Below are 26,131 nucleotides of genomic sequence, written 5' to 3'. Positions count from 1 at the left end.
ATATGAAAAGTATTGTAGCTTTTGGAGAAATGATGATGAGGTTGTCGCCACCTGGACATTTGCGGTTTTTTCAGGCAAATGAATTTGAGGTGTCTTATAGCGGTGCCGAGTTTAATACGCTTGCGTCTTTGCAAAGGTGGGGACTTTCAACGCAATTCGTTACAAAATTACCGGATAATGACTTTGGAAATAAAGCTATTTCTGAAATTTCCAGGTATCAGGTAGGTAGTGATCATATTGTACAGGGAGGAAATCGTCTTGGGATTTATTTTCTTGAAAAGGGTAGTGCAATACGTCATAGTAAGGTTATCTATGATCGTGCTGAAAGTGCCGTGGCTCAAATTGAAAAAGATGATATAGATTGGACAAAAGTGTTTAGCAATGCAAGCTGGTTTCACTGGTCTGGTATAACTCCTGGAATATCTGCGGAAGCAGCTCGAGAATGCTTGAAAGCATGTAAAATTGCTAGAAAAATGGGTCTCAAAATATCCTGTGACCTTAATTACAGGTCTACTTTATGGAAATGGGGTAAACAGCCTAATGAGGTTCTCCCCGAAATTCTTGGAATTACGAATGTGATACTGGGTGACCTGGCCACTTTATTTAAAATGTTAGGTAAAAAGGAAATTAAACCGGATTATAAAAAGCCTGAGACTTTAAAAGTTTTTTATGATGAAATCCTCAACAGCTGTCCACATCTGGAGTTTCTGCCAACAACGCTGCGTTATTCAGAAAGTGCTTCTCACCAGAAAATTGGGGGGATAATGTATGCCTCTGGAAAATTGATCACATCTGAAGTAAAAGAAATTTTACCAGTAGTAGATCGCCTGGGCACCGGAGATGCATTTATGGCAGGTATTATTTATGGATTGCATAAAAATCTGGATTACCCGGAAATACTTGATTTTTCTGTGGCGACCAGTGCCTATAAGCATACCATGACCGGGGACATTAATATTGCCTCATTAGAAGAAATTTATGCGATCATGAAAGGTGATCTTTCAGCCTTAATCAAAAGATAATTCAACTATGGCCAAACTATCACGATTAGAAGTATATAACCTTATGGGAGCTACCGGTTTAGTTCCGCTATTTAGTCATTCAGATACTGGTGTTTCCAAAAAAATAATTGATGCGTGCCATCGGGGTGGTGCAAGAGTTATTGAATTTACGGCCCGCGAGTATAATGCACATATGGTTTTTCAGGAAATGTCAGATTACATAAGAAATAAATATCCTGAAATGGCTATAGGAATAGGCTCTATTACTGATGCGGCTTCTGCTTCGACGTATATCCAACTAGGAGCCGATTTTATAGTAACACCTGTGTTTAGGGAGGATATCGCCATCGTTTGTAACCGGAGGAAGGTCGCATTTTTCCCAGGGTGTGGATCTCTTACGGAAATCGCAAAGGCTGAAGAATATGGTTGCGAGATCGTAAAACTATTTCCTGGAGCCGTATATGGTCCAGAATTTATTAAAGCGATCAAAGGTCCACAGCCCTGGACAAGTATAATGCCTACTGGAGGAGTCTCTCCAACAAAGGAAAGCCTTAAAAAATGGTTTGAGGCAGGTTGTATTTGTGTGGGAATGGGCTCTCAATTAATAAAGCAAGATGCTTCGGGAGATTTTGATTATGATAAAATTGAAAATTCCACAAAAGAGTGTCTTAAAATCATCAAGCAGTTGAATGCAGCTTAAGATTTAAATATTCTATGGTAGATTAATAAATCAGGTTTATGGAAAGACATGTTACATTAGGAGAATTCATTATTGAGAACCAGAAAGATTTTCCATACGCCAAGGGAGAACTTAGTGCATTATTGAGTTCCATCAAACTAGCCGGAAAGCTGGTAAACCAACAGATAAATAAAGCTGGTCTGGCCGAGATACTCGGCAAAATCGGGAAACAGAATATTCAGGGAGAGAACCAGGCAAAACTGGATTTAATTGCTAATGATATTTTTATTGATACCTTCAGGAACCGGGGTGAGGTATGTGGCCTGGGTTCTGAGGAGTTAGAAGATTTCATCGTTTTCGATGACGACATACATCGTGAAGCAAAATATATAGTTCTCATTGACCCTCTGGATGGATCGAGTAATATAGATGTAGATATTACCGTAGGAACTATTTTTAGTATTTATAGGAGGATTTCAAAGGAAGGATCTCCGGTAACTTCAGAAGATTTTCTTCAACCAGGCCGCAACCAGGTCGCCGCAGGGTATATAATTTATGGGACTTCTACTATTCTTGTTTACACAAGCGGAAATGGAGTAAACGGTTTTACTTTTGATCCCGGAATTGGTTCATTCTTTCTGTCTCATCCAAATATTAAATTTCCAAAGAAAGGGAATACCTATTCTATAAACGAGGGCAATTATATACACTTTCCAAAGGGAATCAAGAAATATATTAAATGGGTTCAGGAACTTGATGAAAATGAGAACAGGCCATTTACCTCAAGGTATACGGGTTCATTAGTAGCCGATTTTCATAGAAATATGCTTCTGGGTGGAATTTACCTTTATCCTGAAGGTACAACCTCTCCTCACGGGAAACTACGTTTATTATATGAAAGTAATCCCATGGCCTTTTTAACTGAACAGGCCGGTGGAAAAGCAACGGATGGATCTAAACGTATTCTCGATATCACACCAAAAGAGTTGCACCAAAGAGTGCCTTTAATTTGTGGAAACCGTGAAATGGTTGAGAAGGCAGAAAAGTTTTTGAAAGAAGGCTAGGATGATAGGATTGCAAACCAAGGATTAATTTATAGAGCAATGAGAAAATCAACCAGGCTCCGCGACATTGCTGAATCTCTTAATTTATCTGTAGGCACTGTTTCTAAAGCTCTCAATAATAGTTCTGAAATTTCTGAAAGAACAAAGGAAAGAGTTCAGGAGGTTGCCAGGTTAAACCATTACATGCCTAATATTTCAGCTCGAAATTTAAAGGGCCAGAGAACTAGAAGTATAGGCGTAGTTTTGCCTTCACTTGATGCTAAAATTTATTCTGATGCGTTAAAGGCAATAGAGGAGCGGATGAACTCCAAAAATTATCGCCTGGTCTTATGTATAAGTAATGAATCTTATAAGAAGGAAGTGCAATGTATCCAAAGGTTGATTCAATCACAGGTAGATGGAATAATTATTTCCCCCTCTATAGAAACCTATCACTTTAGGAAATTATCTCATTTAAGACAGCTTAAAAATTTCAATACGCCTCTTGTACAATTTGATCGGGTTCTAGACGATTTATCTTCAGATAAGGTAACCATTAATCAATCTTATTTGGTAGAAAAACTTACTCTCCAACTCTATTCTGAAGGATATTCAAAAATTGGCTTTGTTTCTCGAGATGATGAGGAATGTAAATTGCAGAAAAGAAAAGCAGGATATCTAAATGCCTTAAAAGCCAAATCGCTTCAAAAAATAATATTTCAAATTTCGAACTACGAATTAGATTCGATTGCAAAATTTGTGCAGGAAGGGAAAATAGATGCGATAATAGTCCCTTATGCCTGCCTGCTAGCCAAGATCATAGAAGTCTTCAAGAAGTTTGAGGTAGTACGAGAAATTGAGATATTTTGTTTGGAAAAAACGGAATATTTTCCACCATCACCACAAATAAAATATTTTTCTCTAAATGGAACTGAACAGGGCATTACAGCTATAGACACATTGATAGACAGGATAGAAGGAATAATGCCAGCTGAGCCTATCGAATTCGAGTTAGAACCTGTCACTGAAGAATGATAAGGAGACCCAAGAAATATCTTTATAAACAATCTTTATACGATTAAATTCCATTTTGGATTATTAAAATTCTATTTCCAGCCGAATACGCTCATCGTAACTGGTTTAATTGTCCAAAGCGAATTCTCATAATCAGGTCCCTGGTTCGAGAACAGGTGTCACCACAGTGGTAATAGAAAGCCATTCAGGAAACTGAAAGTTTTTTTTGTCAGGAATATTAAAATTGTAAAAAAATGTCTTTGAATATGTTAAAAATTTGAAGTTGAATAAAATGGGTATGCTTTTTGTTTAATGAAAAACAATAAAAATCAAACAAAATGAATAGATCTATTTTTCTATTTGTAGTAGTTTGCCTTACTTTATTCCAGGCTAGAGCCCAGTCTCCAGATGAGGATCAACTTGGAGCTTGGTATATGTATTTCTGGAATACCAATTTTGGTGAATCCAATGGGGGCTGCAGGGAGATTATCAATATCGTGACTGGCGAGGTCTTGGAGACAGGGAACAACTATTACTACGAACAGGATTAACCTTTACACCAACCAATTCGGGAATTAAATTTACACTGGGATACGCAAATATAACTACTGGACGATATGGTCGGGATATCGATGCTCCAGTATCAGAGAACAGGATCTACCAGGAAGCACTTTTTGGACAAACCATATGGAAAAGGCTTCTTCTTACTCATAGAATTCGTTACGAACAGCGATGGGTGGAAGACCAGGATTTCAGAACAAGATACCGCTATAACCTGTTCATAAACATTCCTTTTGAAGGAACTACTCTTGATAAAGGAACTCCATATTTTGCTTTTTATAACGAGATATTTATAAACGGGGAACCAAAAATAGGCAATGGGCGTGAAGTTCAATTTTTTGACCGTAACCGTACTTACCTGGGGCTTGGCTATGCCCTGAACGATAAATTAAGAATGCAGCTGGGTTGGATGGAACAAACAACCGTAAATTGGCAGAAAGGTCAATTACAAGTTAGTCTCCATCATACCTTTTAATACTAACTTAAATTGAAAAAAAGATGAAAAAGCTAGGATTACCATTATTAATGATGTTGGCAACAGGATTTTTGACCTCCTGCCAGGATGAGAAAAAGACGGAAACTGCAGAGGTGCAGGAGCAAACCGAAATAGTTGAAGAAGGTGTTGTAAAAAGTATTCTTACAGCCGAAGAGCAGGCAGATATGACGCCACAGGAGATCATTGGAAGGTTGAAAAAAGGAAATGAGAATTTCGTAAATAACAATCTTACACAACGTGATCATTCCGCCCAGCGCAGAAGAGCGATGATCGGGCAGTATCCCAAAGCGATCGTACTATCCTGTGTAGATAGCCGTGTGCCGGTTGAGGATGTATTCGACCTTGGAATTGGGGATATCTTTGTAGCCAGGGTAGCCGGAAATATTGAAAATGCCGACATTGTTAGCTCCATGGAATTCGCTACTGCCGTGGCCGGTTCCAAAGTGGTGATCGTGATGGGACATACCGCCTGTGGCGCTTTAAAATCAGCGATAGACCAGGTAGATGCAAAATCTATGAACATGAATTCCCTGGCTGATCTACTGGATGAGATCGAACCCGCGGTAGAAGAAACCGAACCGAACGGAGAACGCAGTTCAAAAAACACTGAATTCACTAATAATGTGATCAATACTAATGCTATGCGTACGGTAGCGAATATCCGGGAAGCTTCACCAACCATGGCTCAGATGGAAGACGATGGCAAGATCATGATCGTTTCAGCAGTTTATAATATGGAAACCGGTGAGGTAGAATTCAATAACGATTAAATATTCCTGCATTAAACAGCAGAAATACTTTTTGCCCCTGAATTAAAGATAGCAGAAGAGCCCTACAACTAGACTCTTCTGCTATTTTTTTGCAATTATTTTAAATTCAGCTTCAGTTTAAGAGTATTTTTGTCCCGGTCTTAATTCTTAGACCTCAATTCCATTCTCATGGAAAAGGCTTGGTGATAACTGGCGTTGCTTCCGCCTTGTAAGATATTTGCGCAACACCCCACCAGAAACCTTATTCACGTCGAATTCGATAATAAAAGCATCTTTATCAACAGTTTTCAGGACTCTATATACTTTTTTAGTATCAATCCTGTTCACTACTGTATGAATGATTTCAAGATCTTGTTTTTCACCCTGACTTCCATAACCCCGGGAACCCTGGTAAATAGTCATGCCCTGGCCAATGTCTTTTAAAAGGGCTTTCTGCATTTCCTTAGATCTTGAAGTTACTACCATAAGTCCTACATAATCTTCAAAACCTTCTAAGATAAGATCTACTGTTTTGGCTGTAATTATATAGGTAAGTACCGAATACATTACAACTTCCATGGAAAACAAGATACCGGCAAGTAGAAATAACACAACGTTGAACCAGAAAATAACCAAGCCAATGGAAATCCCTGAACGTTCGTTCACAAATATTCCCAGGATCTCAGATCCGTCAAGTACTGCTCCGGTCTTAATGGCAAGTCCTATTCCTGCTCCCAGAAAGAGTCCGCCGAATATGGAGATCAACAGTTTATCATCGGTTATAGACTGGAAGTTCTCGAAATGAATAACCAGGGATAAGATAAGTACAGAAATAACCGATCTAATTACGATCCTTTTGGAAACGGTGAACCAACCTATAATAAAAAAAGGGATGCTTATAATTGGCAGAATTAATGAAATTTCAATACCCGTAGTTTTGTTTAGCAAAATTGAAATTCCGGTGACCCCACCATCCAAAAATCCATTGGGCAGCAAAAAAGCTTTCAAACCGATGCTGGCTAGAAATATGGCTAAAGATAATTGAAGAATTTCCCAGAAAAGTATTGGTTTAAATCTCATGTTTTATCGAATTCTTATTTGCCTCCCTTTTCCGCTTTTAGTTTGTCGATCTCCTTTAAGACCTCATTTGCCTCATAGGATTTTTCATCACTTAGACTTCTATTACTCGTAGACAAACGGTGAGCTTCCTCAAGTAATTTCCTGTACTTGATCTCAAGTTTTTCGATCTCCGATTTTTTTTTGAATAATCCGAACATAGCTTTTTGTTTAAAGATATGATAAATAGAATTTTACCGGGTACAAGGAAAACGTTTTATTGAAATTTTAGGTTTTGATTATCCTTAAAAACAGAGAACTATCTTAGCAAGGAGAAAAAAATTCGTTTTTTCAGGAAAATGTTATTTGCCTACATTTAAATCCGTATTTTCAATGCTGATAAGTCTTATCTATAATATCATTCCTTAACTATGAGATACTCATTAGAGTTAAAAGAGTTTCTTGAGCTGTATGAGAAATACAAGGTAAACACTCTAAATCCAACTCATCAGGAATTAAATACCATCCTGAAAACCTGGGAGGAGCCAGGTTACTGGAAAAAATATACGGCAGGTAATGGAGTCGCGGCACCTACGCCTATAAGGATCGTAATGACTAGAATTAAACATTCTGATAAAGTGGTGGATAAGATCTACCGGAAATCTGAGCAATTTCCAGGGGGACTTTGCCTGGAGAGTATTCAAAACATGCATGATACTATCGGAGTTAGAGTGATCGTATATTTTACTTCGCAATTACCGCTAGTGGATAAAGAGATTCGTAGTTCAGGAGTTTTTGAAATTTCAGAAGAGCATCGGCCGGAAGCATTTATGAATGCCGACACTCTCAAGAGACTGGGTTTGGCTCATTTTGAAAGCGAGTCAAAGGAAAGTGGTTATTCCTCTATACATTATACTCTTCAATTAAAATCTAGCGCATTAAAAAAGGAGGAAAGACCTTTTTTTGAAATCCAGGTTCGTACTCTCGCCCAGGAACTTTGGTGTGAGCTTGAACATGTACTTTGCTATAAACCCGAACATAGGCCGAGTCTTTCTGCAAAAAATCGTTTACAAATTCTAAGCAGAGAGGTGGGAGTAATAGACGAACATTTCAATCTTTTATATGAAGATCTTATTCATAATCAGCAATTTGCTGCCTACAAAGATTCCGACATTCTTAATTTTGAAAATGCACCTAAAGTTCTAAAAGAAATAGGAATACAGTGCTCCTTAATAGAGCTAAATCCAATATTAAAGATCCTCTTTAGCCGGGATATCAGATCTATAGGGGATTTAATGAAAATCGCAATTCCCAGGCGGTTAGTGACTATAAGAAACACATATGTTGCTAATCTGGGTCACGCTCCTACTAATGTAGAATTAATTTCTACATTGGTTACCCTAAAAGGAGCAAGGTCAAAAGATATTGAAATCGAGAGAATTAAATCCTTTATCAAATACAATCGTTAACCGGTACACTTATTCAGTATTAGATCTACTTGGTTCGATTCTGATTGCAAATACTACAAGAAACCAACCTGAGGAAAGGGTATTTTATTATGAAAAATAGATTTTAATTTGAACAGGCAAAAAAGTAAAGAAGATTAGTCTTAAAAATTCTGCGAGGCGTATTACAATTAGATCAAAATTGTTTAAACAAAAAATACGTAATATATAAATACAAATATTCCCAATAAGCTTAAGCTGATTGAAAACGTTAAGATCTTTATTTCATTTTTATTCCTTATCACTACCATCTAAAAAGAGAACACAAATTATATATAAAATGTTAAAAATATTAACGTTTTACAAAAATGTTTTACTATTTTTAGGAAGCAAAATAGACTTTTCAGGTATTTAAGTTTTTGATTTTAAATTAGATACATTTGATTTTTATTCAGAATTAAATTCTTAAAAATTTTAAGATTTCGGCTGAATATCCTGGTTTGTAAGTTCTGTAGCATGAGGAACCTTTGAAAAAAATGATCACGGAGGGATCGCTTAATAATTATTGAAAATTGAGGTGATTGGTAGTTAGTTAATTATACTTATTTTCACCCCAATTTTTCTTATCCTAAATATTTTTTGAAAAACTAAAAATCGATATATTTCGTACATAATTTAGGTATGCTTGAGAATGCAATATTTTAATATGAGTTATTATTAATTGTTATTGTGGAAAATTCTTACCTTAGACCAGGTTTTATTTCCTATAACGCTAAATTTAAGGCTTTTACCGACAATACTAACCATTTTATCAATGGCCCGAATTAGAGTAATATTTCTGATTTTGATCTTTTCTCTTGGGGTGAGCGAATTTGCTTATTCCCAGAAGGATGGAAAAGGCCCACCTGAACCTAATAAACAGCAGGGAGGTCGTAGAGGTCCGCCTTGTGATCCTGGGAATGGTAATGGAAATGGCGGTGGAAATGGTGGTGGAAACGGAAATGGCCAGGGTGTACCACCACCGGTAGGACTGTGTCTGCCAATAGATGATTATGTTTATATTCTAATGGCTGTTGGTGCTATGTATGGTTGTTACAAGCTACGGGACTTTGAGAATACTAAGACAGTTCAGTAATCCTTTTTACATATTTCCCGATCACATCAAATTCCAGGTTTACGGTATCTTCTTCTTTCAGGTTTTTAAACGTAGTATGATTATAGGTGTAAGGAATGATGGCGACGCTGAATTCGTCTATTTTTGAATTAACAACGGTAAGACTTACCCCATTAATGGTTATTGACCCTTTTTCAATAGTTACATTTCCTACTTCCTTATCATATTTAAAAGTAAATTCCCAGCTACCATCTGCCTCTTTAATTTTTTTGCAGATGGCTGTCTGGTCTACATGACCCTGTACAATGTGACCGTCAAGCCTGTCACCCATTTTCATACCTCTTTCCAGGTTTACGGGCGATCCAACTTCAAGATTCCCCAAATTGGTCTTTTCAAGTGTTTCCTTTACAGCAGTAACTTTATATTCCTCATCTTGAATTTCAACTACTGTTAAACAGGTTCCATTATGCGAAACACTCTGATCTATTTTTAGCTCAGGAGTCATTTTTGCCCTTACGGTAATGTCTAAATTATTACCCGATTTTTTCAAATTCGTGATTTTACCAATCTCCTCTACTATCCCTGTGAACATTCTTTTCTATAATAATGGTTACATTTGTGTGTAAAATTAAAATATTATATCGGGAAACTTTATGAAACAAACCGAAATGATCAAATTAGGAATTAGTATTGGTGATCTTAATGGAATAGGGAGTGAGATAGTGCTTAAAACCTTTGATGATTCCAGAATGCTGGATTTTTGTACCCCGATAATTTTCGCGAATTCCAAGATCCTCAATTTTATAAAAAAACAATATAAGCTTTCTCTTCATCTTCAGGGGATAGATCATCCTTCGAAGGCCATAGACGGGAAGGTGAATGTTATAAATGTCTGGAAGGAAAACGTAAATATCAATTTTGGTGAGGAAGATCCAAAAATTGGGGAGTATGCTTTTAAATCTTTAGAAGCGGCTACGACCTCCTTAAAAAATGATGAAATAGATGTATTGGTTACTGCTCCCATAAATAAGGCGACCATTCAGTCTGATAAATTTAAATTTCCGGGACATACAGATTTCCTGGCCAGGGAACTGGGAGGAGAAAGCCTTATGTTTATGATCACAGATAATTTAAAAGTTGGATTGTTAACAGATCATGTTGCTTTAAAAGACATTGCATCTGTTATAACTCCGGAACTTATCGAGAAAAAGATCAAAACCATTCAGCAAACATTAAAAAGTGATTTTAGGGTTAGAAAACCTAAGATCGCGGTTCTGGGAATTAATCCGCATAGTGGTGATAATGGTTTGATTGGTAAAGAAGATGAAGAAGTCTTGAAGCCTACCATTAAAAAACTAAGAGATAAAGGAGATCTGATATTTGGACCTTATGCGGCCGATAGTTTCTTCGGCACTAAAAATTATAAAAACTTTGATGCTGTAATTGCATCTTATCACGATCAGGGATTGGTTCCTTTCAAAACCTTATCTTTTGGAAGAGGCGTGAATTTCACTGCTGGGCTAAATAAGGTTCGTACCTCTCCAGATCACGGGACTGCTTTTGAAATTGCCGGAAAGAATGAAGCGAATATTAATTCTTTTAAGGAGGCTGTTTTTAAAGGCATCGAGATCTACAAAGCAAGGGAAGAGTATAAGGTTTTGACTGAAAATCAATTGCAGAAACAAGGAAGGAAGATATAAACAAAAAATTGTTTATAAAAAGAGCATAATTGATTAATTTTTATATCTTTGCACCCGCCTTAACGGAAACGTGGGCACTCAAAACTGTGGAGAAATGAGGGATTTAGCAGAGTTTACAATTCCTTTTAAGGGATTAAAGCTTGGAAAGCACCAGTTTGAGTATGAATTAGATAACGCGTTCTTTGAGTATTTTGAGTATGAAGAATTCAATAAAGCCGATGTAAAGATCGACTTGTTGTTCGAGAAGAAAACAACCATGATGGAGTTAACTTTCAGGGCAACAGGAACAGTTAATGTTAACTGTGATCTAACCAACGAGCCTTACGATCAGCCAATAGACAGTCAATTGTTTCTGGTGATCAAGTTTGGAGACGAATTCAATAATGAAGATGAAGATTTACTAATTCTGCCACATGGAGAATATGAGGTAAATATTCAGCAATATATATATGAATTGGTCGTACTTTCGGTGCCTCAAAAGAGGATACATCCGGGAGTAGAAGACGGAACCTTGAAATCTGAAGTACTCGACAAACTGGAAGAACTTAGTTTGAAAAATCAGAAAAAGAAAAATGAGGATGATATAGATCCTCGCTGGGACAAATTAAAAAATTTACTAAACGAATAATTAATAGGAAGCCATGGCACATCCAAAGAGAAAAATCTCTAAAACCAGAAGAGATAAGAGAAGAACACATTATAAAGCTTCAGCTCCAAAAGTGGCTGTAGATTCTGTAACAGGTGAAGCACACCTTTACCACAGAGCTCACTGGCACGAAGGTAAACTTTATTACCGTGGTCAGGTATTAATCGATAATACCGAGGAAGTAGAAGCATAGTTTAGCTTTAGAGCTTCAAATAATTACAGAAACTCTCACATAGTGGGAGTTTTTTGTTTTTAGTTGATTAAGTCCTAAAAAGACCTTAATTTGCACGCCGGTTATAATATAATTTAGTAATTTTCTTGTTACACTTTAGAAAAAGAGAGGGCCGGTGACAGGTGAATTAAATCCAAATATATGAGTAAAATCACGGCAGCAATTACGGCTGTAGGTGCTTACGTACCTGAGGATGTATTAACCAACAAGATGTTGGAAGAAATGGTGGATACAAATGATGAATGGATTACCACCAGAACCGGAATTAAAGAAAGACGAATTCTAAAAGATCCGAAAAAAGGAACTTCATATCTCGCAATCCAGGCAGCAAAAGAATTACTTCAAAAATCAAACCTGGACCCCAAAGAAATAGATCTTATTATCATGGCTACTGCCACTCCAGATATGCCTGTGGCCTCTACAGGTGTTCATGTGGCTACCCAGATAGGTGCAACCAATGCATTTTCCTATGACCTGCAGGCGGCATGTTCCAGCTTTTTATATGGAATGTCAACCGCCGCGGCATATATAGAATCAGGAAGATATAAAAAGGTGGTTGTGATTGGAGCAGATAAAATGTCTTCGATCATCGATTATACAGACAGGACAACCTGTATCATCTTTGGAGATGGTGCGGGAGCAGTTCTTATGGAGCCGAATAACGAAGGTCTAGGTCTGCAGGACGAGATCTTAAGAAGTGATTCCATAGGTCGTGAATCTTTAAAAATAGAAGCAGGTGGATCTATAACCCCTCCTACTGAAGAAACCGTAGCTAAAAAGCTTCATTTCGTAAGACAGGATGGTAAAACGGTATTTAAGTTTGCAGTTTCAAATATGGCCGGTGTAAGTGAGCAGATCATGAAAAGGAACAATCTTTCTAATGAGGATGTAAACTGGCTAGTGGCCCACCAGGCGAATAAACGTATCATAGATGCTACCGCAAACAGGATGGGGCTTAACGATGAAAGTAAGGTTCTTATGAACATTCAACGTTACGGAAATACAACTTCTGCCACGTTGCCACTTTTGCTTAGTGATTTCGAAAAGAATTTTAAAAAAGGAGATAATATAATATTTGCCTCTTTTGGAGGTGGTTTCACTTGGGGAGCCACGTATCTGAAATGGGCTTATAACTCGTAAAAAAAACCAACACCAATTATTATGGATTTAAAGGAAATTCAGAACCTGATTAAATTTGTAGCCAAGTCTGGCGCAAGCGAGGTGAAGCTGGAAACTGGTGACGTAAAAATTACCATTAGAACAGGTTCAGACGAAAAAGAAACTACCATAGTACAGCAGGTACCTGTGGGCGGACAACAACAGATGCCGCAAATGCCGGCTCAACAGCCAGCTCAGCAACAGTCTCCGGCACCACAGCAGGAAACCGAAGCTCCGCAAAAAGAGTCGAAGGAATCTGCCGAAGACGATTCAAAATATATCACTGTGAAATCACCAATTATTGGTACTTTCTACAGAAAACCTTCTCCAGACAAACCTACCTTTGCCGAGGTTGGAGATACAGTGAAAGAAGGAGATGTGCTTTGTATCATCGAGGCTATGAAGCTTTTCAATGAGATTGAAAGTGAAGTTTCCGGAAAGATCGTGAAAGTACTGGTAGAAGATTCTTCCCCTGTGGAGTTCGATCAGCCATTATTTTTAGTTGATCCGTCATAAATTACTGCCCGTTTTAACAACTGCAAGCCAGATTATGGCTTCAGAACTTTAAAAGCAACTAGGTATGTTTAAGAAAATATTGATTGCAAACAGAGGGGAGATCGCTTTACGCGTTATCCGTACCTGTAAGGAAATGGGTATAAAGACGGTGGCAGTTTACTCAACCGCAGACGCTGAAAGCCTGCACGTGAGATTTGCTGATGAGGCCGTATGTATAGGACCTGCACCGAGTAACCTTTCTTATCTGAAAATATCAAATATCATCGCCGCAGCAGAGATCACAAATGCTGATGCGATTCACCCTGGATACGGATTTCTTTCTGAAAACGCCAAGTTTTCAAAGATCTGCGATGAGCACGATATCAAATTTATTGGGGCTTCTCCTGAAATGATCTCAAAAATGGGAGATAAGGCTACGGCTAAAGCTACGATGAGAGCTGCCGGAGTACCTTGTGTTCCTGGATCTGAAGGAATCCTGAAAGATTATAAAGAATGCCTTAAACTGGCCAAAGAGATTGGATTTCCAGTCATGCTGAAAGCTACTGCCGGTGGTGGTGGAAAAGGGATGCGTGCCGTTTGGAAAGAAGAAGATCTTGAGCCGGCATGGGAATCGGCCAGAAAAGAAGCCGAAGCCTCTTTTGGTAACGACGGAATGTATATGGAAAAGCTTATTGAAGAGCCTCGCCATATCGAGATCCAGGTGGTAGGAGATAGCAGCGGAAAAGCATGTCACCTTTCAGAAAGAGACTGTTCCGTACAGCGTCGCCACCAGAAGTTAACTGAAGAAACTCCATCTCCATTTATGACTGATACGCTTCGGGAGAAAATGGGAGAAGCAGCCGTAAAGGCGGCAGAATTCATTAAATATGAAGGCGCCGGTACCGTAGAATTTCTTGTTGATAAGCATAGAAACTTCTATTTCATGGAGATGAATACACGTATTCAGGTAGAGCATCCAATTACCGAACAGGTGATAGATTACGATCTTATTCGTGAGCAGATCCTCGTAGCGGCGGGAGTGCCAATTTCAGGAAAGAATTATTTCCCTCAGTTACATTCCATAGAATGTAGAATAAACGCTGAGGATCCTTATCATAATTTCAGACCTTCACCTGGTAAGATCACAAATCTACATGCACCAGGCGGGCATGGGGTTCGAATAGATACTCATGTTTACAGTGGATACATAATTCCACCAAATTATGACTCTATGATCGCAAAACTGATCACTACAGCTCAAACCAGAGAAGAGGCGATCAATAAGATGAAGCGTGCTCTAGATGAATTTGTGATTGAAGGAATTAAAACCACGATTCCATTCCATAGACAATTGATGGATCATCCAGATTATATTGAAGGAAATTATACAACGAAATTCATGGAAGATTTCAAGATGAAACCCATGGAAGAGTAAATATATCAACCCCGGATTTTCCGGGGTTTTTTATTTATTGAAAGTAGACCTCCAGGCTAGCCTTTACCCTGGAGGTTTTTTTTGTATTTTCAGCCTAGAAAATACGACTCCATGAATTTTTCCTTTTGGGAAACCGACTCCTGGTTTTCTGATGTTGATTACTGTATTGCCGGAAGCGGAATTACTGGCTTAAATTGCGCTATTAATTTAAAGCAAGCCAGACCTGAGGCTAAGATCCTCATCCTGGAAAAAGGGATGCTGCCCGAAGGCGCCAGCACTAAGAATGCCGGTTTTGCCTGTTTTGGAAGTATTTCAGAGATCCTTGATGATCTCAGGACACATTCAGCTCCTGAGGTTTTAAACCTGGTTAAAAAGCGCAAGGATGGCCTTGATCTGCTTCGGAAGAACCTGGGTGATGATATTATTGATTTTCAGAACCAAGGTGGTTACGAACTCTTTACAGGATCAGATAAGGAGCTATATGAGGAATGTCTGGAAAAGTTCCCTGAAATCAATAGATTACTTTGGGAAGTTTTCCAGGAAGATATATTTGAAGTTGCCGAGAACAGTTTTGGCTTTAGGCAAATTCAGCCCAAACTGATCTATAATAAATTTGAAGGTCAGATTGATACCGGGAAGATGATGGGTGCTTTGGTGAAAAAAGCCATTAGTAAAGACATTAAGATCCTGAATGGGGTAGAAGTGACAGGTTTTATTGATCATGAACAGGGAGTAACGGTTAAAACGAAAAATTTTAGTCTGAAATCCAGGAAATTTATCATTGCAATCAATGGTTTTGCTTCCAGGCTGGGAATCGATGAGGTAAAACCTGCCCGTGCCCAGGTCCTTATTACGAATCCGATAAAGAACATACCTTTTAAAGGTACTTTTCATCTGGACAGGGGTTATTATTATTTCCGTAATATTGGTGACCGAGTTTTGTTTGGAGGTGGAAGAAATCTTGATTTTAAAACCGAAGAAACCGACGAAATGGGATTAACAGACCTAATTCAGAATAAACTAAAAGAACTATTAAAAGCCTGTATCCTGCCAGAAACCGATTTCGAAATTCAGCAATCATGGAGTGGAATTATGGGAGTAGGTGCACAAAAAAATCCTGTTATTAAAAAGCTTTCCAATAATGTATATTGCGGTGTTCGCCTTGGCGGAATGGGTATAGCCATAGGAAGCCTTGCAGGGAAAGAAATCGCGGAACTAGCATTGAAATCATGATAAAAAGATTATTCAGATTCATTTTTAAGGTCCTGCTGGGACTTTTTCTTTTCAGTATCCTGATGGTAGTGATCTATAAATTTGTGCCGGTGCCATTCACACCTTTGATGGCCATTAGATATTTTGAGAACCCGGAAGAACCTCTGGAACATGACTGGGTTCCTATTGAGGAAATTTCCAGGCATCTTCAATTGGCTGTAATTGCCAGTGAAGATCAGAACTTTGAAAAGCATAGCGGATTCGATTTTGAAGCTATTCAGGAAGCTATGGAAGACAATCGGTCTGGAAGGAAGATTAGGGGAGCGTCTACCATCTCTCAGCAAACAGCTAAAAATGTCTTTCTGTGGCCAAGCCGAACCTGGTTCAGAAAAGGATTGGAGGCATATTTTACATTTATGATAGAAATGATCTGGAGTAAAGAGCGTATCCTGGAAGTATATCTGAATAGTATAGAAATGGGAAAGGGGATATATGGAGCCCAGGCCGCAGCCCAGCACTGGTTTAATAAGGATGCTGGCAAATTGGGTCCTTATGAGGCTGCTGCGATTGCCGCTGTACTTCCAAATCCCAGAGAATATCGGGCAAATCCGGCATCAAATTTTATTCAGAAAAGAAAGAACTGGATCGTGAGACAAATGCAGAATTATGGAAAATTTATCCTTGAATAATGACTGAATTGCGATCTAAGTTAATAAAGGCTTGCCATGACTACCTTCAAATAAAGGTAGCCGTGGTAAAAAAAGCCATGGACGGACTTAAGGAAGACATGGAAAGCGAATCGAAAAGCAGTGCAGGGGATAAGTTTGAAACTGGCCGGGAAATGATCAATATCGAGTGGAATAAACTTAGTATTCAGCTAAATCAGTATGAACAATTGAGAAATATTCTGAAGAGAATTGAGGATCAAAAACCAACAGGGAATGCAATTTTAGGAAGTGTGGTTAAAACCGATAAAGAAAATTTTTTTATTTCCATTCCTGCTGGTGAAATCAAGCTGGATAAAGAAAATTTCTATGCCGTTGGGATAAAAGCGCCAGTAGCCCAGGTTTTGTTGGGAAAAAAGGAAGGTGATGAGGTAATTTTTAATAATCGGGAATTCAGAATAGATAAGATTATTTAAGTCTTTGATCGATCAGTTTTTGGGCAACACTTATACCCACTTTCCTGCCCGGCTTTATATCTTTTTTACTTTCAACAAGGATTTCCTCTCCATTCAAACTGGCATGAATTAGAAAGTTCTCTCCTTTGAAATATGTTTTTTTCACTTCTGCTTTTATCGGTGAACTATTTTTGATACTAATATCATGTGGGTATAATACAACCCGTTTACGGCTTTTTTCATCTGCAATAAGATTCTTAAGCATGATGTGGTTTACATCGCCAAAAAGTGAGGCTACATATTTATTTGGAGGATTTTGATAAAGGTCCTCCGGGCTTCCTTCAGCATAGATGTTTCCATTTTTAAGTACGAAGGTCCTGTCGGCAAAAGAAAGAGCATCTGTGCTGTCATGAGTCGCCACGATACAGGTAATGTTTTTTTCCTTTAGGTAGGAGAATAGACGACGCCTTAGGTTATTTTTCCTGAAATGATCTATATGACTGAATGGTTCATCCAGCAGAATCAATTCTGGTTCTTTTGCGAGGGCACGGGCCAGAGCGATTCTTTGTTGCTGACCACCACTCAACAGTTTCGCCTTTTTATCGGCAAGATCTTCCATTTCTACCACTTCCAGTAATTCCTTAATTCGCTTTTTCTTCTTGTTTGGGTAAAAATTGCTTAGATGTTTGCCTACATTTTCAGCTGCCGTTAAGGGAAGCATCAGGTCGAAATCCTGAGCCAGGTATTTTATAAAGGGTTCTCCGGGAACCAGGTTGAAATTAGGACCAAGCAGTTCTTTACCATTCCAGGTGATCTTTCCTTCGGTATGAAGAAGTCCGTAAATAAGTTTCAGAAGAGTGCTTTTTCCACAACCACTTTCGCCAATAACGGATACATTCTGACCTTTTTCGATCTTAAAACTGATGTTTTTAAGTACGGGTTCTTTGTCGTATGAAAAGGATACTTTCTGAAGTTTCAACATAGTATGGTAGATGTAAGACCGAATTTAAAATAAAAAAAGCGCGGAACATAATCCGCGCTTTATCTTTTTAATTAATATGTTTTTACTGCCCATCCATTGTATTTCCTACACTGGTTGGAAGACTTTCATAACCCATGTTGTATAGAGTAAAACCAAAGATATCAGCATATTCTTCGATGATCTTGCTGGTTGGTTTCCCTGCACCATGACCAGCTTTGGTCTCGATCCTGATAAGAACAGGCGCTTCACCGGCATGTTTGTCCTGCAATTCTGCAGCGAACTTAAATGAGTGCGCAGGTACAACTCGGTCATCATGATCTCCGGTTGTAACCAAAGTTGCCGGATATTCAACACCCTCTTTTACATTATGTACTGGAGAGTATCCATAAAGGTATTCGAACATTTCTTTGTTATCTTCTGCTGTACCGTAGTCGTAGGCCCATCCGGCACCGGCAGTGAAAGTGTGGTATCTAAGCATATCCATAACCCCAACAGCTGGTAAAGCTACCTGCATAAGGTCTGGACGCTGCGTCATGGTAGCTCCCACAAGAAGTCCACCGTTAGATCCACCTCTTATCGCCAGTTTATTCCTCGAGGTATAATTATTGTCGATAAGGTATTCTGCTGCGGCAATAAAGTCGTCAAAAACATTTTGCTTTTTCAACTTTGTACCGGCATTATGCCATTCCTTGCCATATTCTCCGCCACCACGAAGATTTGGAACCGCATAAATACCTCCCTGTTCCAGCCATACACTCATCGCGGTGCTGAATCCTGGGGTTAGACTAACGTTGAAACCACCATATCCATAAAGGATGGTAGGATTTTCACCATCTAATTCAGTTCCTTTTTTATAAGTGATGATCATAGGAACTTTTGTTCCATCCTTGGAATCATAGAAAACCTGCTTGCTTTCGTAATTCTCAGGATTGAAATCTATATTAGGCTTGTTGTATACTTCAGAAGTTCCTTCTTCAATATCATATTTGTAAATAGTACCCGGGGTCACATAATTAGTGAAAGAGTAATATAGAGTTTCCTCTTCTTCTTTCGCTCCAAAACCACCAGCTGAACCAATTCCAGGAAGTTCAACTTCACGAACAAGTTCACCTTCAGAATCATATTGTTTCACCTGTGAAATGGCGTCTACCATATATTCTGCGAAGAAATATCCTCCACCGGTTGATGGACTTAGTACATGTTCTGTTTCCGGGATGAAATCAACCCAGTTTTCCGGAGTTGGGTTTGCAGCATCTACGCTTACGATCTTTTTATTCGGAGCGTTGAGGTTGGTCACGATGAACAATTTGGAATCATCATTCTCAATTACATAAGAATCAGACTTTTCATGATCAAGAATGGTAATCAGTTCCGGATTTTCTTTGGTAAGATCCATTAGAAATAATTTCCCTCCGGAAGTTGAATTCCTTGCAGATATAGTGAGATAATGATCATCTTCAGTTACTCCACCACCCACATATCTGTGCTTTTGGTCTTCGGTCCCTCCAAAGATCACCTTGTCTTCAGACTGGGCAGTTCCAAGTTTGTGATAATATAGTTTATGCTGATCAGTTTTTGCTGAAAGTTCACTTCCATCTGGCTTGTCGTAGCTGGAATAAAAGAAACCTTCGTTTCCTTTCCATGACATCCCGCTGAATTTCACATCGCGAATAGTGTCACCCATGATTTCTTTGTTTTCAGCATTCATCACGATGATCTTTCTCCAGTCGCTTCCACCTTCAGAAATGGCATAGGCGACTTTGGAACCATCCTTAGAAAAGCTTAAGCCTCCAAGGGAAGTAGTCCCGTCTTCACTGAATTTATTTGGATCAAGGAATACTTTTGCGTCAGCATCCTCACCTTTTTTTCTGTAAATAACACTCTGGTTTTGAAGGCCATCGTTCTTAAAGAAATAGATATAATCTCCTTCAGTAAAGGGGGCGCTCAGTTTTTCGTAATCCCATAATTTAGTTAGGCGTTGCTTTAACTGGTCGCGATAAGGGATATTTTCAAGGTATCTAAAAGTTACTTCATTCTGGGCTTTTACCCAGTTTTCAGTTTCCTCGCTGCGGTCATCTTCCAGCCAGCGGTATGGATCCTTTACTTTGGTGCCGAAATAATCGGTAACGGTATCAACTTTTTTAGTTTCAGGATATTTCAATTCCTTTTGATTTTGACTATTTGAGCTGTTAGAATAGGCTAAAAAGCTCAAAACACAAATAGCGGTAGTTATTTTTTTCATATTATGAATTTTGATGCCCCTAATTTAAAATAAAAAAAGCCTGAAAGTTAAATTCTTTAAGGCTTTTATATTTATGGATATATCTATGTTTTTTATACGATCTTATGCTCAATTAGATATTCGGCAATCTGAACCGCATTGGTCGCTGCTCCTTTTCTTAAATTATCTGCAACGATCCACATATTCAGGGTATTTGGCTGTGAGTGATCTCTTCTTATCCTTCCCACAAATACGTCATCCTTGCCTTCCGCATAAATTGGCATAGGATAGGTATTTACACCAGGATTATCCTGAACTGTAATTCCCGGGAATTCGCTTAATATTTTACGTACATCGGCCTCTTCAAAATCTTTGCTGAATTCGATATTGACAGATTCAGAATGTCCTCCTACTACCGGAATTCTTATCGCGGTTGCGGTGACGTTCACAGAGTCATCCCCAAGTATCTTTTTAGTCTCGTTCGTAAGTTTCATCTCCTCCTTGGTATAACCATTATCCTGGAAAACATCACAGTGCGGCAAAGCATTCCTGTGAATAGGGTAAGGATACGCCATTTCACCATTTTCACCGGAATATTCGTTTTCAAGTTGTTGTACGGCTTTAACCCCGGTACCAGTTATTGACTGGTAGGTTGAAACTACTACTCGTTTGATCCCGTAATTATCGTGCAAAGGCTTTAAAGCCATTAATAGCTGTATCGTAGAACAATTAGGGTTCGCGATGATCTTATCAGATTTATCAAGCAGGGATGCGTTGATCTCTGGGATTACCAGCTTGTGCTCCGGGTTCATTCTCCAGGCTGAAGAATTATCTATCACAGTGGTGCCGACTTCTGCAAACTTTGGCGCCCATTTTAAAGAGGTGTCTCCCCCGGCAGAGAATAATGCGATCTCCGGTTTCATAGCTACAGCCGTTTCCAGTCCTACAACTTCAAATTCCTTTTCTCCAAATTTGATCTTTTTCCCTACAGATCTTTCTGAAGCAACTGGGATTAATTCACTTAGCGGAAAGTTTCTTTCTTCAAGTACTTTCAGCATTACATTTCCTACCATTCCGGTGGCTCCAACAACAGCTACTTTCATATTATATAGCGATTTTTAAAAATTTGACTGCAAAGGTATTGGTTGAATTTAAACCAGAATTATTACCTCAAAGAAAAATTAGTTCTTTTTACGTTTTTATACGCATTTGTACATTTTGTTAAAAAAAGACCCCGATTCTCATCGGGGTTTATTATTAAAAACAAGTAGTGTAGCGGTAAGCGTACTTCTTAGGTATTCTGTTTCTTTAATTCATCCCTGATCTCCAAAAGAATCTCTTCCTGAGTAGGACCTTTTGGTGCAGGTGCTTCCTCGACATTTTCCTTCTTTTTGGTCTTTTCATAAGACCTGAGAACCAAAAATATAAAAAAGCCAATGATAATAAAATAGATGATTGCCTGAATTAGGTTTCCGTAGGTGATCACTGCGGCATTCGCTTCCTGTGCTGCCTCAAGGCTGGGGTAACTTTCTCCGGTTAACGAAATAAATTTTTGTGTGAAATCGATTCCACCGGTTAAAAGGCCGATAATTGGCATGATAACATCATTTACCACAGAGGTAACAATCTTATTGAAGGCTGCGCCTATTACCACAGCAGTGGCCAGCATAACGATATCCTTCTGAAACAGAAATGCTTTAAAATCTTTGAAAAAGCCCATATTTGATATTGATTAGTTAACTGGACTCTAATTTATACAAAAAATTGATATAAGGATTTATACTTATTCCGGAATTACTTTTCGGCTAACTCTACGCTGAATTCCGGTAATCAATTCGTAAGAAATGGTGCCGGCTGCTTTTGCGAATTGAACTGGATGTTGAGGTCCGCCAAAAACGATCACTTCATCTCCTTCCTCACATTCTATCCCTGTAACATCTATCATAATAATGTCCATGCAAACATTGCCAACTATAGGGGCGAATTGTTTATTTATATATACTCCAGTTTTTTGCTTTCCATAGATCCTGTTGATTCCATCAGCGTGTCCTATGGGAAGAGTTGCTATTCTGGAAATGTTTTCTGTCTTGAAAACCCTGTTGTAACCTACGGTGTCTCCAGGTTTTATTTCCCTAATTTGAGAGATGATGGTTTTCAAAGTGCCAATAGGTTTTAATTCGGGATCTACGTTCTCGTCATTTCCATATCCATAAAGACCAATTCCTGTTCTTACCATACTAAAAGCTGCTTTCGGATAATTGATCACCCCTGAAGTATTGCAAATATGAAGTAATGGTTCGTAATCCAGGTTTTCTATAAGTTCCCAGGCCATTTTTCTGAAAAGGTCTATCTGGCCCACCGTAAAATCTCTTTCCTTCCAGTCTTCACTGGCTGCCAGGTGAGAAAAAACCGAAGCGATCTTTACTGCTTTCGAATCCTGAATGAGGTTATGGACATTATTTACTTCAGGCTGATCGAATCCAAGCCGGTTAAGACCAGTATTCAGCTTTATATGTATGGGATAATCTTTCTGATTTAATTTTTCAGCAATTGAAATAAATGAACTTAGCGTTCTTTTGCTATAGAGGTTTGGTTCCAGGCAATGTTCTATGATCTCTTCAAAATGAATAATCTGCGGATGCAGTACCAGAATGGGCTTGGTAATACCATGTTTTCGAAGCCTGATCCCCTCTTCTACGTAAGCCACGGCAAAATAATCTGTGCCGAGTTCTTCTAGTTTCTTAGCGATAACCACAGAGTCGCTTCCATAGGCATGAGCCTTCACCACCGACATGAATTTTACACCCTCATCAATTTTAGATCTTAAAAATCGATAATTGTGTGCAAGGTTGCCTAAATCTATTTCCAGAACGGTTTCTTCAGCTTTAGGCATTTTCTTCCCTCGGTTTAGATTTTAGTTCTTCAGGCTCCTTTACTTCCAGTTTTTTTAGCTTCTGGCTTAGCATGGCCTTGTAGTAGGCTCCACGACTTAGAGGCTCATATTCCTCATTTTCACCCAGGAAAACAAGATCATCATTAATTGCCTTTCGGTAACTAAACTGTGCCAAATTTCCTGTCCTGGTACAAACCGCATGCACTTTTGTTACATACTCTGCAGTAGCCATGAGATTTGGCATCGGGCCAAAGGGATTTCCCTTAAAATCCATATCGAGACCGGCAACAATTACGCGAACACCACGATTTGCAAGATCGTTACAAACGGTCACGATCTCATCATCGAAGAACTGGGCTTCATCTATGCCCACTACATCGCATCCATCTGCGAGAATTCTGATATTCGAGGCAGATGGAACAGGAGTGGACCGGATCTCATTCGAATCATGAGAAACTACCATCTCCTCGTCATATCTTGTGTCTATGGCGGGTTTGAAGATCTCTACGTTCTGTTTGGCAAATTTTGCCCGCTTTAGTCTGCGGATAAGTTCTTCGGTTTTACCGGAAAACATGGAGCCGCAAATAACTTCAATCCAGCCAAATTGCTCTTCGTGATTTACTGTATTTTCGAGAAACATTTTGTATTTTTCAAATCGAAATGGGGAAATACCTCATTCGCATAAAGGTGGAACAAATTTATTAAAAATACAACCCTGGTAAAGTTGGAATCCTTAAAGTTATGAAATGATCCATTTCAATTTTTTCACAATTTTTGAATGATATAAAAATCCATTTCTAACTTAGAAAATGATATAAAATTATTAGCAGATGAAAAAGAAAATCCAAGCAGATTTGATCGGTATAGCAGAAAAGATCCTTGAACAAAAAGGAGATTTGGATGCAGGTCAATTAAAATCTATGGCGAAAGATCTTTACGAAAAACTTACCATTCTGGCTTTTACTGAAAAGCATCTGGAAGTGGAACCTGAACCTAAGCCTGAGCCTAAGCAGAAAAAAGAGGATCAACTAAAACCTGAACCCACTAAACAGAAGAATTTATATGATGAATTCTATCCTGACGGAACTGAATATAATAAAGATTCAGATGCGATAACAGAACCAAATACCGAAAAGATCAAGGATATCGTGGCACAAATGGAGCCGGAGACCGAAAAAGTAGACCATATTCTTAATAATCTTAATTCTGTGCCAGAAACTCCCAGGGAAACCTCACCGAAGAAATCTAAAAAGGATTTCAGGAATATAGGTGTAGATTATGATAATCTCCCAGATTTTCAGCCGGTAAATCACGTTGAGAAAAGCAATAAACCAAGATCATTGAATGACCGCCTGAAAAAGGGAATCAATATTGGGTTAAATGAACGCCTTGCTTATATCAAACACCTTTTTGATGGTAACACTGCCGATTATAATCGAGTATTATCACAATTAAATACCTTCAATAGTCTGGACGAGGCTAAGAAGTTTGTGGAAAAGATCGTTAAACCAGATTATAATCACTGGGAAGGAAAAGAGGAATATGAGGAGCGTTTCATGGCGCATATCGATAACAAATTCGCAAACTAGCAGCATCTGATTTATGGGAAAGTTGTTTCTGGTTCCAACACCCATTGGGAACCTGGAGGATATGACTTTTAGAGCCATAAAGGTTCTAAAGGAAGCCGATCTTATACTGGCAGAAGATACACGCAATTCCGGAAAATTATTGAAACATTTTGATATTGGAACTCCAATGCAAAGCCATCATATGCATAACGAGCATAAGACGGTAGATCAGGTAGTTTCCAGGATTCAGGCTGGTGAAACTGTTGCCCTTATAAGTGATGCCGGTACACCGGCGATCTCAGATCCTGGTTTTCTTTTAACCCGGGCCTGTGTACAAGCAGGAGTGGAGGTAGATTGTCTTCCCGGAGCTACGGCATTTATACCAGCACTTGTGAACAGCGGACTTCCAAATGATAAATTTGTATTCGAAGGCTTTCTACCTGTGAAAAAAGGAAGACAAACCAGGTTAAAATTGCTGGCCGAAGAACCGCGAACAATGATCTTTTATGAATCTCCGCATAAGTTGATCAAGACCTTAGGGCACTTTGTAGAATACTTTGGTGAAGATAGAAATGTATCTGTGTCTAGAGAGATCACTAAAATGCACGAAGAGACGATTAGAGGTACTGCAACTGAGGTATTACAATATTATACCGATCATCCTCCAAAGGGAGAGATCGTGATGGTAGTAGAAGGGAAGTCATAAAATTTTGGAAGATCTTCTGTGTAAAATAAGAGATTGTAAAGTTTGTGAGGATCATCTGCCATTGGGCCCAAGACCGATTATTGAGGCTACTAAAAATTCCAGAATTGTATTGATAAGTCAGGCGCCGGGTAGGGTGGTACATCAATCTGGGGTAGCCTGGAAAGACCAGAGTGGAAAAAAACTCAGGGAATGGCTGGGTGTAGATGATGAGACTTTTTATAATCCGGAAAATTTCGCCATTTTGCCTATTGGTTTCTGCTACCCCGGAAAAGCCAAAACTGGAGATCTTCCTCCCAGGAAAGAATGTGCTCCCTTATGGCATGAGGATGTTTGGGTTGAAATGGATGAAGTGGAATTAAAGATAATAATTGGCTCTTATGCCGGGAATTATTACCTCAGAAAAGACTTAAAACTCACCGAACAGGTTAAGAATTATACGGATTATCTGCCAGAATTCTGGCCACTTCCGCATCCATCGCCGGTAAACCGATTCTGGAGGATGAAAAACCCATGGTTTGAAGAAAATGTAGTCCCAAAACTACAGGATAAAATTGCTGAAATTTTAAGTTGAAGAAGTATTTTGCTGTATCTTAATTTTGCTAATT

General features: G+C 38.7%; 30 protein-coding genes. 21 read left to right on the top strand and 9 right to left on the bottom strand.

Features of this window, described 5'->3' with window-relative positions; genetic code table 11:
• The first annotated feature begins 2 nt into the window (after positions 1-2).
• The 7 genes from ML462_RS04475 to ML462_RS04445 all read left to right on the top strand — a co-directional run bounded on the left by ML462_RS04475 (position 3) and on the right by ML462_RS04445 (position 5,564).
• Positions 3-1,022: a sugar kinase gene (locus ML462_RS04475; RefSeq protein WP_240712550.1), complete on the top strand. Its 1,020-nt coding sequence runs from the start codon at positions 3-5 to the stop codon at positions 1,020-1,022.
• 7 nt (positions 1,023-1,029) lie between these two features.
• Complete coding sequence (locus tag ML462_RS04470) at positions 1,030-1,701, top strand: bifunctional 4-hydroxy-2-oxoglutarate aldolase/2-dehydro-3-deoxy-phosphogluconate aldolase (RefSeq protein WP_240712549.1); 672 nt, start codon at positions 1,030-1,032, stop codon at positions 1,699-1,701.
• Between the two features lie 38 nt (positions 1,702-1,739).
• Positions 1,740-2,744 carry a class 1 fructose-bisphosphatase gene (fbp, locus tag ML462_RS04465; RefSeq protein ID WP_240712548.1) on the top strand — a complete coding sequence of 335 codons (1,005 nt, stop codon included), beginning with the start codon at positions 1,740-1,742 and terminating at the stop codon, positions 2,742-2,744.
• 39 nt (positions 2,745-2,783) lie between these two features.
• On the top strand, positions 2,784-3,758 hold the full coding sequence (locus ML462_RS04460; protein ID WP_240712547.1) for a LacI family DNA-binding transcriptional regulator: 975 nt from the start codon (positions 2,784-2,786) through the stop codon (positions 3,756-3,758).
• Positions 3,759-4,075: 317 nt separating this feature from the next.
• A complete protein-coding gene (locus ML462_RS04455; protein ID WP_240712546.1) occupies positions 4,076-4,288 on the top strand; it encodes a hypothetical protein in 213 nt (70 codons plus the stop codon).
• Positions 4,201-4,773, top strand: coding sequence for a DUF2490 domain-containing protein (locus tag ML462_RS04450; protein WP_341481575.1), 573 nt, complete (start codon positions 4,201-4,203; stop codon positions 4,771-4,773). The genes ML462_RS04455 and ML462_RS04450 overlap by 88 nt, the downstream gene beginning before the upstream one ends.
• A gap of 23 nt (positions 4,774-4,796) precedes the next feature.
• Positions 4,797-5,564: a carbonic anhydrase family protein gene (locus ML462_RS04445; protein ID WP_240712545.1), complete on the top strand. Its 768-nt coding sequence runs from the start codon at positions 4,797-4,799 to the stop codon at positions 5,562-5,564.
• Positions 5,565-5,711: 147 nt separating this feature from the next.
• Here the strand turns inward: ML462_RS04445 and ML462_RS04440 are convergent, their stop codons facing one another.
• Together ML462_RS04440 and ML462_RS04435 are read right to left on the bottom strand one after the other, a co-directional pair.
• Positions 5,712-6,623, bottom strand: a complete 912-nt coding sequence (locus ML462_RS04440) for a YitT family protein (RefSeq protein WP_240712544.1) — start codon at positions 6,621-6,623, stop codon at positions 5,712-5,714.
• 14 nt (positions 6,624-6,637) lie between these two features.
• On the bottom strand, positions 6,638-6,820 hold the full coding sequence (locus ML462_RS04435; protein WP_240712543.1) for a Lacal_2735 family protein: 183 nt from the start codon (positions 6,818-6,820) through the stop codon (positions 6,638-6,640).
• A 210-nt stretch (positions 6,821-7,030) separates the two neighbouring features.
• Between ML462_RS04435 and ML462_RS04430 the strand changes: the two genes are divergently transcribed.
• Together ML462_RS04430 and ML462_RS04425 are read left to right on the top strand one after the other, a co-directional pair.
• Complete coding sequence (locus ML462_RS04430) at positions 7,031-8,068, top strand: GTP pyrophosphokinase (RefSeq protein ID WP_240712542.1); 1,038 nt, start codon at positions 7,031-7,033, stop codon at positions 8,066-8,068.
• A gap of 790 nt (positions 8,069-8,858) precedes the next feature.
• Positions 8,859-9,179 (top strand): hypothetical protein, encoded by a 321-nt coding sequence (locus ML462_RS04425; protein ID WP_240712541.1) that lies wholly within the window; start codon positions 8,859-8,861, stop codon positions 9,177-9,179.
• Here the strand turns inward: ML462_RS04425 and ML462_RS04420 are convergent.
• A complete protein-coding gene (locus tag ML462_RS04420; protein ID WP_240712540.1) occupies positions 9,163-9,750 on the bottom strand; it encodes a riboflavin synthase in 588 nt (195 codons plus the stop codon). The genes ML462_RS04425 and ML462_RS04420 overlap by 17 nt on opposite strands.
• A 61-nt stretch (positions 9,751-9,811) precedes the next feature.
• On the opposite strand from ML462_RS04420, the gene pdxA reads away from it, so the two are divergent.
• From pdxA to ML462_RS04375, 9 genes are all read left to right on the top strand, one after another.
• Positions 9,812-10,858 (top strand): 4-hydroxythreonine-4-phosphate dehydrogenase PdxA, encoded by a 1,047-nt coding sequence (gene pdxA / locus ML462_RS04415; RefSeq protein WP_240712539.1) that lies wholly within the window; start codon positions 9,812-9,814, stop codon positions 10,856-10,858.
• A gap of 94 nt (positions 10,859-10,952) precedes the next feature.
• Positions 10,953-11,486 carry a YceD family protein gene (locus ML462_RS04410; protein ID WP_240712538.1) on the top strand — a complete coding sequence of 178 codons (534 nt, stop codon included), beginning with the start codon at positions 10,953-10,955 and terminating at the stop codon, positions 11,484-11,486.
• Positions 11,487-11,499: 13 nt separating this feature from the next.
• Positions 11,500-11,697 (top strand): 50S ribosomal protein L32, encoded by a 198-nt coding sequence (rpmF, locus tag ML462_RS04405; protein WP_026932948.1) that lies wholly within the window; start codon positions 11,500-11,502, stop codon positions 11,695-11,697.
• Positions 11,698-11,877: 180 nt separating this feature from the next.
• Complete coding sequence (locus ML462_RS04400) at positions 11,878-12,876, top strand: beta-ketoacyl-ACP synthase III (protein ID WP_240712537.1); 999 nt, start codon at positions 11,878-11,880, stop codon at positions 12,874-12,876.
• 21 nt (positions 12,877-12,897) lie between these two features.
• On the top strand, positions 12,898-13,410 hold the full coding sequence (gene accB, locus ML462_RS04395) for an acetyl-CoA carboxylase biotin carboxyl carrier protein (RefSeq protein ID WP_240712536.1): 513 nt from the start codon (positions 12,898-12,900) through the stop codon (positions 13,408-13,410).
• Between the two features lie 64 nt (positions 13,411-13,474).
• The gene (gene accC, locus ML462_RS04390) at positions 13,475-14,824 is read left to right on the top strand and encodes an acetyl-CoA carboxylase biotin carboxylase subunit (RefSeq protein ID WP_240712535.1); all 1,350 of its coding nucleotides are present in this window, start codon (positions 13,475-13,477) and stop codon (positions 14,822-14,824) included.
• Positions 14,825-14,935: 111 nt separating this feature from the next.
• On the top strand, positions 14,936-16,057 hold the full coding sequence (locus tag ML462_RS04385) for an NAD(P)/FAD-dependent oxidoreductase (RefSeq protein WP_240712534.1): 1,122 nt from the start codon (positions 14,936-14,938) through the stop codon (positions 16,055-16,057).
• Positions 16,054-16,725 carry a monofunctional biosynthetic peptidoglycan transglycosylase gene (gene mtgA, locus ML462_RS04380; RefSeq protein ID WP_240712533.1) on the top strand — a complete coding sequence of 224 codons (672 nt, stop codon included), beginning with the start codon at positions 16,054-16,056 and terminating at the stop codon, positions 16,723-16,725. Before ML462_RS04385 ends, mtgA begins: the two co-directional genes overlap by 4 nt.
• Positions 16,725-17,177, top strand: coding sequence for a transcription elongation factor (locus tag ML462_RS04375; RefSeq protein WP_240712532.1), 453 nt, complete (start codon positions 16,725-16,727; stop codon positions 17,175-17,177). Before mtgA ends, ML462_RS04375 begins: the two co-directional genes overlap by 1 nt.
• Here the strand turns inward: ML462_RS04375 and ML462_RS04370 are convergent.
• The 6 genes from ML462_RS04370 to ML462_RS04345 all read right to left on the bottom strand — a co-directional run bounded on the left by ML462_RS04370 (position 17,170) and on the right by ML462_RS04345 (position 23,892).
• The gene (locus tag ML462_RS04370; protein ID WP_240712531.1) at positions 17,170-18,138 is read right to left on the bottom strand and encodes an ABC transporter ATP-binding protein; all 969 of its coding nucleotides are present in this window, start codon (positions 18,136-18,138) and stop codon (positions 17,170-17,172) included. The two genes, ML462_RS04375 and ML462_RS04370, sit on opposite strands and share 8 nt — an antisense overlap.
• Positions 18,139-18,220: 82 nt before the next feature.
• Positions 18,221-20,380 carry a prolyl oligopeptidase family serine peptidase gene (locus ML462_RS04365; RefSeq protein ID WP_240712530.1) on the bottom strand — a complete coding sequence of 720 codons (2,160 nt, stop codon included), beginning with the start codon at positions 20,378-20,380 and terminating at the stop codon, positions 18,221-18,223.
• Between the two features lie 92 nt (positions 20,381-20,472).
• A complete protein-coding gene (locus ML462_RS04360; protein ID WP_240712529.1) occupies positions 20,473-21,462 on the bottom strand; it encodes an aspartate-semialdehyde dehydrogenase in 990 nt (329 codons plus the stop codon).
• Between the two features lie 188 nt (positions 21,463-21,650).
• A complete protein-coding gene (gene mscL, locus ML462_RS04355) occupies positions 21,651-22,079 on the bottom strand; it encodes a large conductance mechanosensitive channel protein MscL (protein WP_240712528.1) in 429 nt (142 codons plus the stop codon).
• Between the two features lie 63 nt (positions 22,080-22,142).
• The gene (gene alr / locus ML462_RS04350; RefSeq protein ID WP_240712527.1) at positions 22,143-23,252 is read right to left on the bottom strand and encodes an alanine racemase; all 1,110 of its coding nucleotides are present in this window, start codon (positions 23,250-23,252) and stop codon (positions 22,143-22,145) included.
• Positions 23,245-23,892: a thymidine kinase gene (locus ML462_RS04345; protein ID WP_240712526.1), complete on the bottom strand. Its 648-nt coding sequence runs from the start codon at positions 23,890-23,892 to the stop codon at positions 23,245-23,247. The genes alr and ML462_RS04345 overlap by 8 nt, the downstream gene beginning before the upstream one ends.
• Positions 23,893-24,082: 190 nt before the next feature.
• Between ML462_RS04345 and ML462_RS04340 the strand changes: the two genes are divergently transcribed.
• Genes ML462_RS04340 through ML462_RS04330 form a run of 3 tightly spaced genes read left to right on the top strand, consistent with a single transcriptional unit; the run spans position 24,083 to position 26,097 of the window.
• The gene (locus ML462_RS04340; protein ID WP_240712525.1) at positions 24,083-24,841 is read left to right on the top strand and encodes a hypothetical protein; all 759 of its coding nucleotides are present in this window, start codon (positions 24,083-24,085) and stop codon (positions 24,839-24,841) included.
• Between the two features lie 13 nt (positions 24,842-24,854).
• Positions 24,855-25,526: a 16S rRNA (cytidine(1402)-2'-O)-methyltransferase gene (gene rsmI, locus ML462_RS04335; RefSeq protein WP_240712524.1), complete on the top strand. Its 672-nt coding sequence runs from the start codon at positions 24,855-24,857 to the stop codon at positions 25,524-25,526.
• Between the two features lie 4 nt (positions 25,527-25,530).
• On the top strand, positions 25,531-26,097 hold the full coding sequence (locus ML462_RS04330) for a uracil-DNA glycosylase family protein (protein ID WP_240712523.1): 567 nt from the start codon (positions 25,531-25,533) through the stop codon (positions 26,095-26,097).
• Positions 26,098-26,131: the final 34 nt, after the last annotated feature.

The sequence above is a fragment of the Christiangramia lutea genome (assembly GCF_022489035.1).
In the GTDB taxonomy this organism is placed as follows: Bacteria; Bacteroidota; Bacteroidia; order Flavobacteriales; family Flavobacteriaceae; genus Christiangramia; species Christiangramia lutea.
The sequence above is the reverse complement of the archived record's forward strand: the minus strand, read 5'-3'. Positions and strand labels throughout refer to the sequence as shown.

Coding starts and splice junctions, on each gene's coding strand:
- ML462_RS04370 (WP_240712531.1), bottom strand. CDS start 18,138: ATGTTGAAACTTCAGAAAGTATCCTTTTCATACGACAAAGAACCCGTA.
- ML462_RS04455 (WP_240712546.1), top strand. CDS start 4,076: ATGAATAGATCTATTTTTCTATTTGTAGTAGTTTGCCTTACTTTATTC.
- pdxA (WP_240712539.1), top strand. CDS start 9,812: ATGAAACAAACCGAAATGATCAAATTAGGAATTAGTATTGGTGATCTT.
- ML462_RS04385 (WP_240712534.1), top strand. CDS start 14,936: ATGAATTTTTCCTTTTGGGAAACCGACTCCTGGTTTTCTGATGTTGAT.
- ML462_RS04475 (WP_240712550.1), top strand. CDS start 3: ATGAAAAGTATTGTAGCTTTTGGAGAAATGATGATGAGGTTGTCGCCA.
- ML462_RS04460 (WP_240712547.1), top strand. CDS start 2,784: ATGAGAAAATCAACCAGGCTCCGCGACATTGCTGAATCTCTTAATTTA.
- mtgA (WP_240712533.1), top strand. CDS start 16,054: ATGATAAAAAGATTATTCAGATTCATTTTTAAGGTCCTGCTGGGACTT.
- ML462_RS04360 (WP_240712529.1), bottom strand. CDS start 21,462: ATGAAAGTAGCTGTTGTTGGAGCCACCGGAATGGTAGGAAATGTAATG.
- ML462_RS04340 (WP_240712525.1), top strand. CDS start 24,083: ATGAAAAAGAAAATCCAAGCAGATTTGATCGGTATAGCAGAAAAGATC.
- ML462_RS04440 (WP_240712544.1), bottom strand. CDS start 6,623: ATGAGATTTAAACCAATACTTTTCTGGGAAATTCTTCAATTATCTTTA.
- ML462_RS04435 (WP_240712543.1), bottom strand. CDS start 6,820: ATGTTCGGATTATTCAAAAAAAAATCGGAGATCGAAAAACTTGAGATC.
- ML462_RS04345 (WP_240712526.1), bottom strand. CDS start 23,892: ATGTTTCTCGAAAATACAGTAAATCACGAAGAGCAATTTGGCTGGATT.
- ML462_RS04445 (WP_240712545.1), top strand. CDS start 4,797: ATGAAAAAGCTAGGATTACCATTATTAATGATGTTGGCAACAGGATTT.
- accB (WP_240712536.1), top strand. CDS start 12,898: ATGGATTTAAAGGAAATTCAGAACCTGATTAAATTTGTAGCCAAGTCT.
- rpmF (WP_026932948.1), top strand. CDS start 11,500: ATGGCACATCCAAAGAGAAAAATCTCTAAAACCAGAAGAGATAAGAGA.
- rsmI (WP_240712524.1), top strand. CDS start 24,855: ATGGGAAAGTTGTTTCTGGTTCCAACACCCATTGGGAACCTGGAGGAT.
- fbp (WP_240712548.1), top strand. CDS start 1,740: ATGGAAAGACATGTTACATTAGGAGAATTCATTATTGAGAACCAGAAA.
- ML462_RS04470 (WP_240712549.1), top strand. CDS start 1,030: ATGGCCAAACTATCACGATTAGAAGTATATAACCTTATGGGAGCTACC.
- alr (WP_240712527.1), bottom strand. CDS start 23,252: ATGCCTAAAGCTGAAGAAACCGTTCTGGAAATAGATTTAGGCAACCTT.
- ML462_RS04425 (WP_240712541.1), top strand. CDS start 8,859: ATGGCCCGAATTAGAGTAATATTTCTGATTTTGATCTTTTCTCTTGGG.
- ML462_RS04410 (WP_240712538.1), top strand. CDS start 10,953: ATGAGGGATTTAGCAGAGTTTACAATTCCTTTTAAGGGATTAAAGCTT.
- ML462_RS04430 (WP_240712542.1), top strand. CDS start 7,031: ATGAGATACTCATTAGAGTTAAAAGAGTTTCTTGAGCTGTATGAGAAA.
- ML462_RS04400 (WP_240712537.1), top strand. CDS start 11,878: ATGAGTAAAATCACGGCAGCAATTACGGCTGTAGGTGCTTACGTACCT.
- ML462_RS04365 (WP_240712530.1), bottom strand. CDS start 20,380: ATGAAAAAAATAACTACCGCTATTTGTGTTTTGAGCTTTTTAGCCTAT.
- ML462_RS04375 (WP_240712532.1), top strand. CDS start 16,725: ATGACTGAATTGCGATCTAAGTTAATAAAGGCTTGCCATGACTACCTT.
- mscL (WP_240712528.1), bottom strand. CDS start 22,079: ATGGGCTTTTTCAAAGATTTTAAAGCATTTCTGTTTCAGAAGGATATC.
- ML462_RS04420 (WP_240712540.1), bottom strand. CDS start 9,750: ATGTTCACAGGGATAGTAGAGGAGATTGGTAAAATCACGAATTTGAAA.
- accC (WP_240712535.1), top strand. CDS start 13,475: ATGTTTAAGAAAATATTGATTGCAAACAGAGGGGAGATCGCTTTACGC.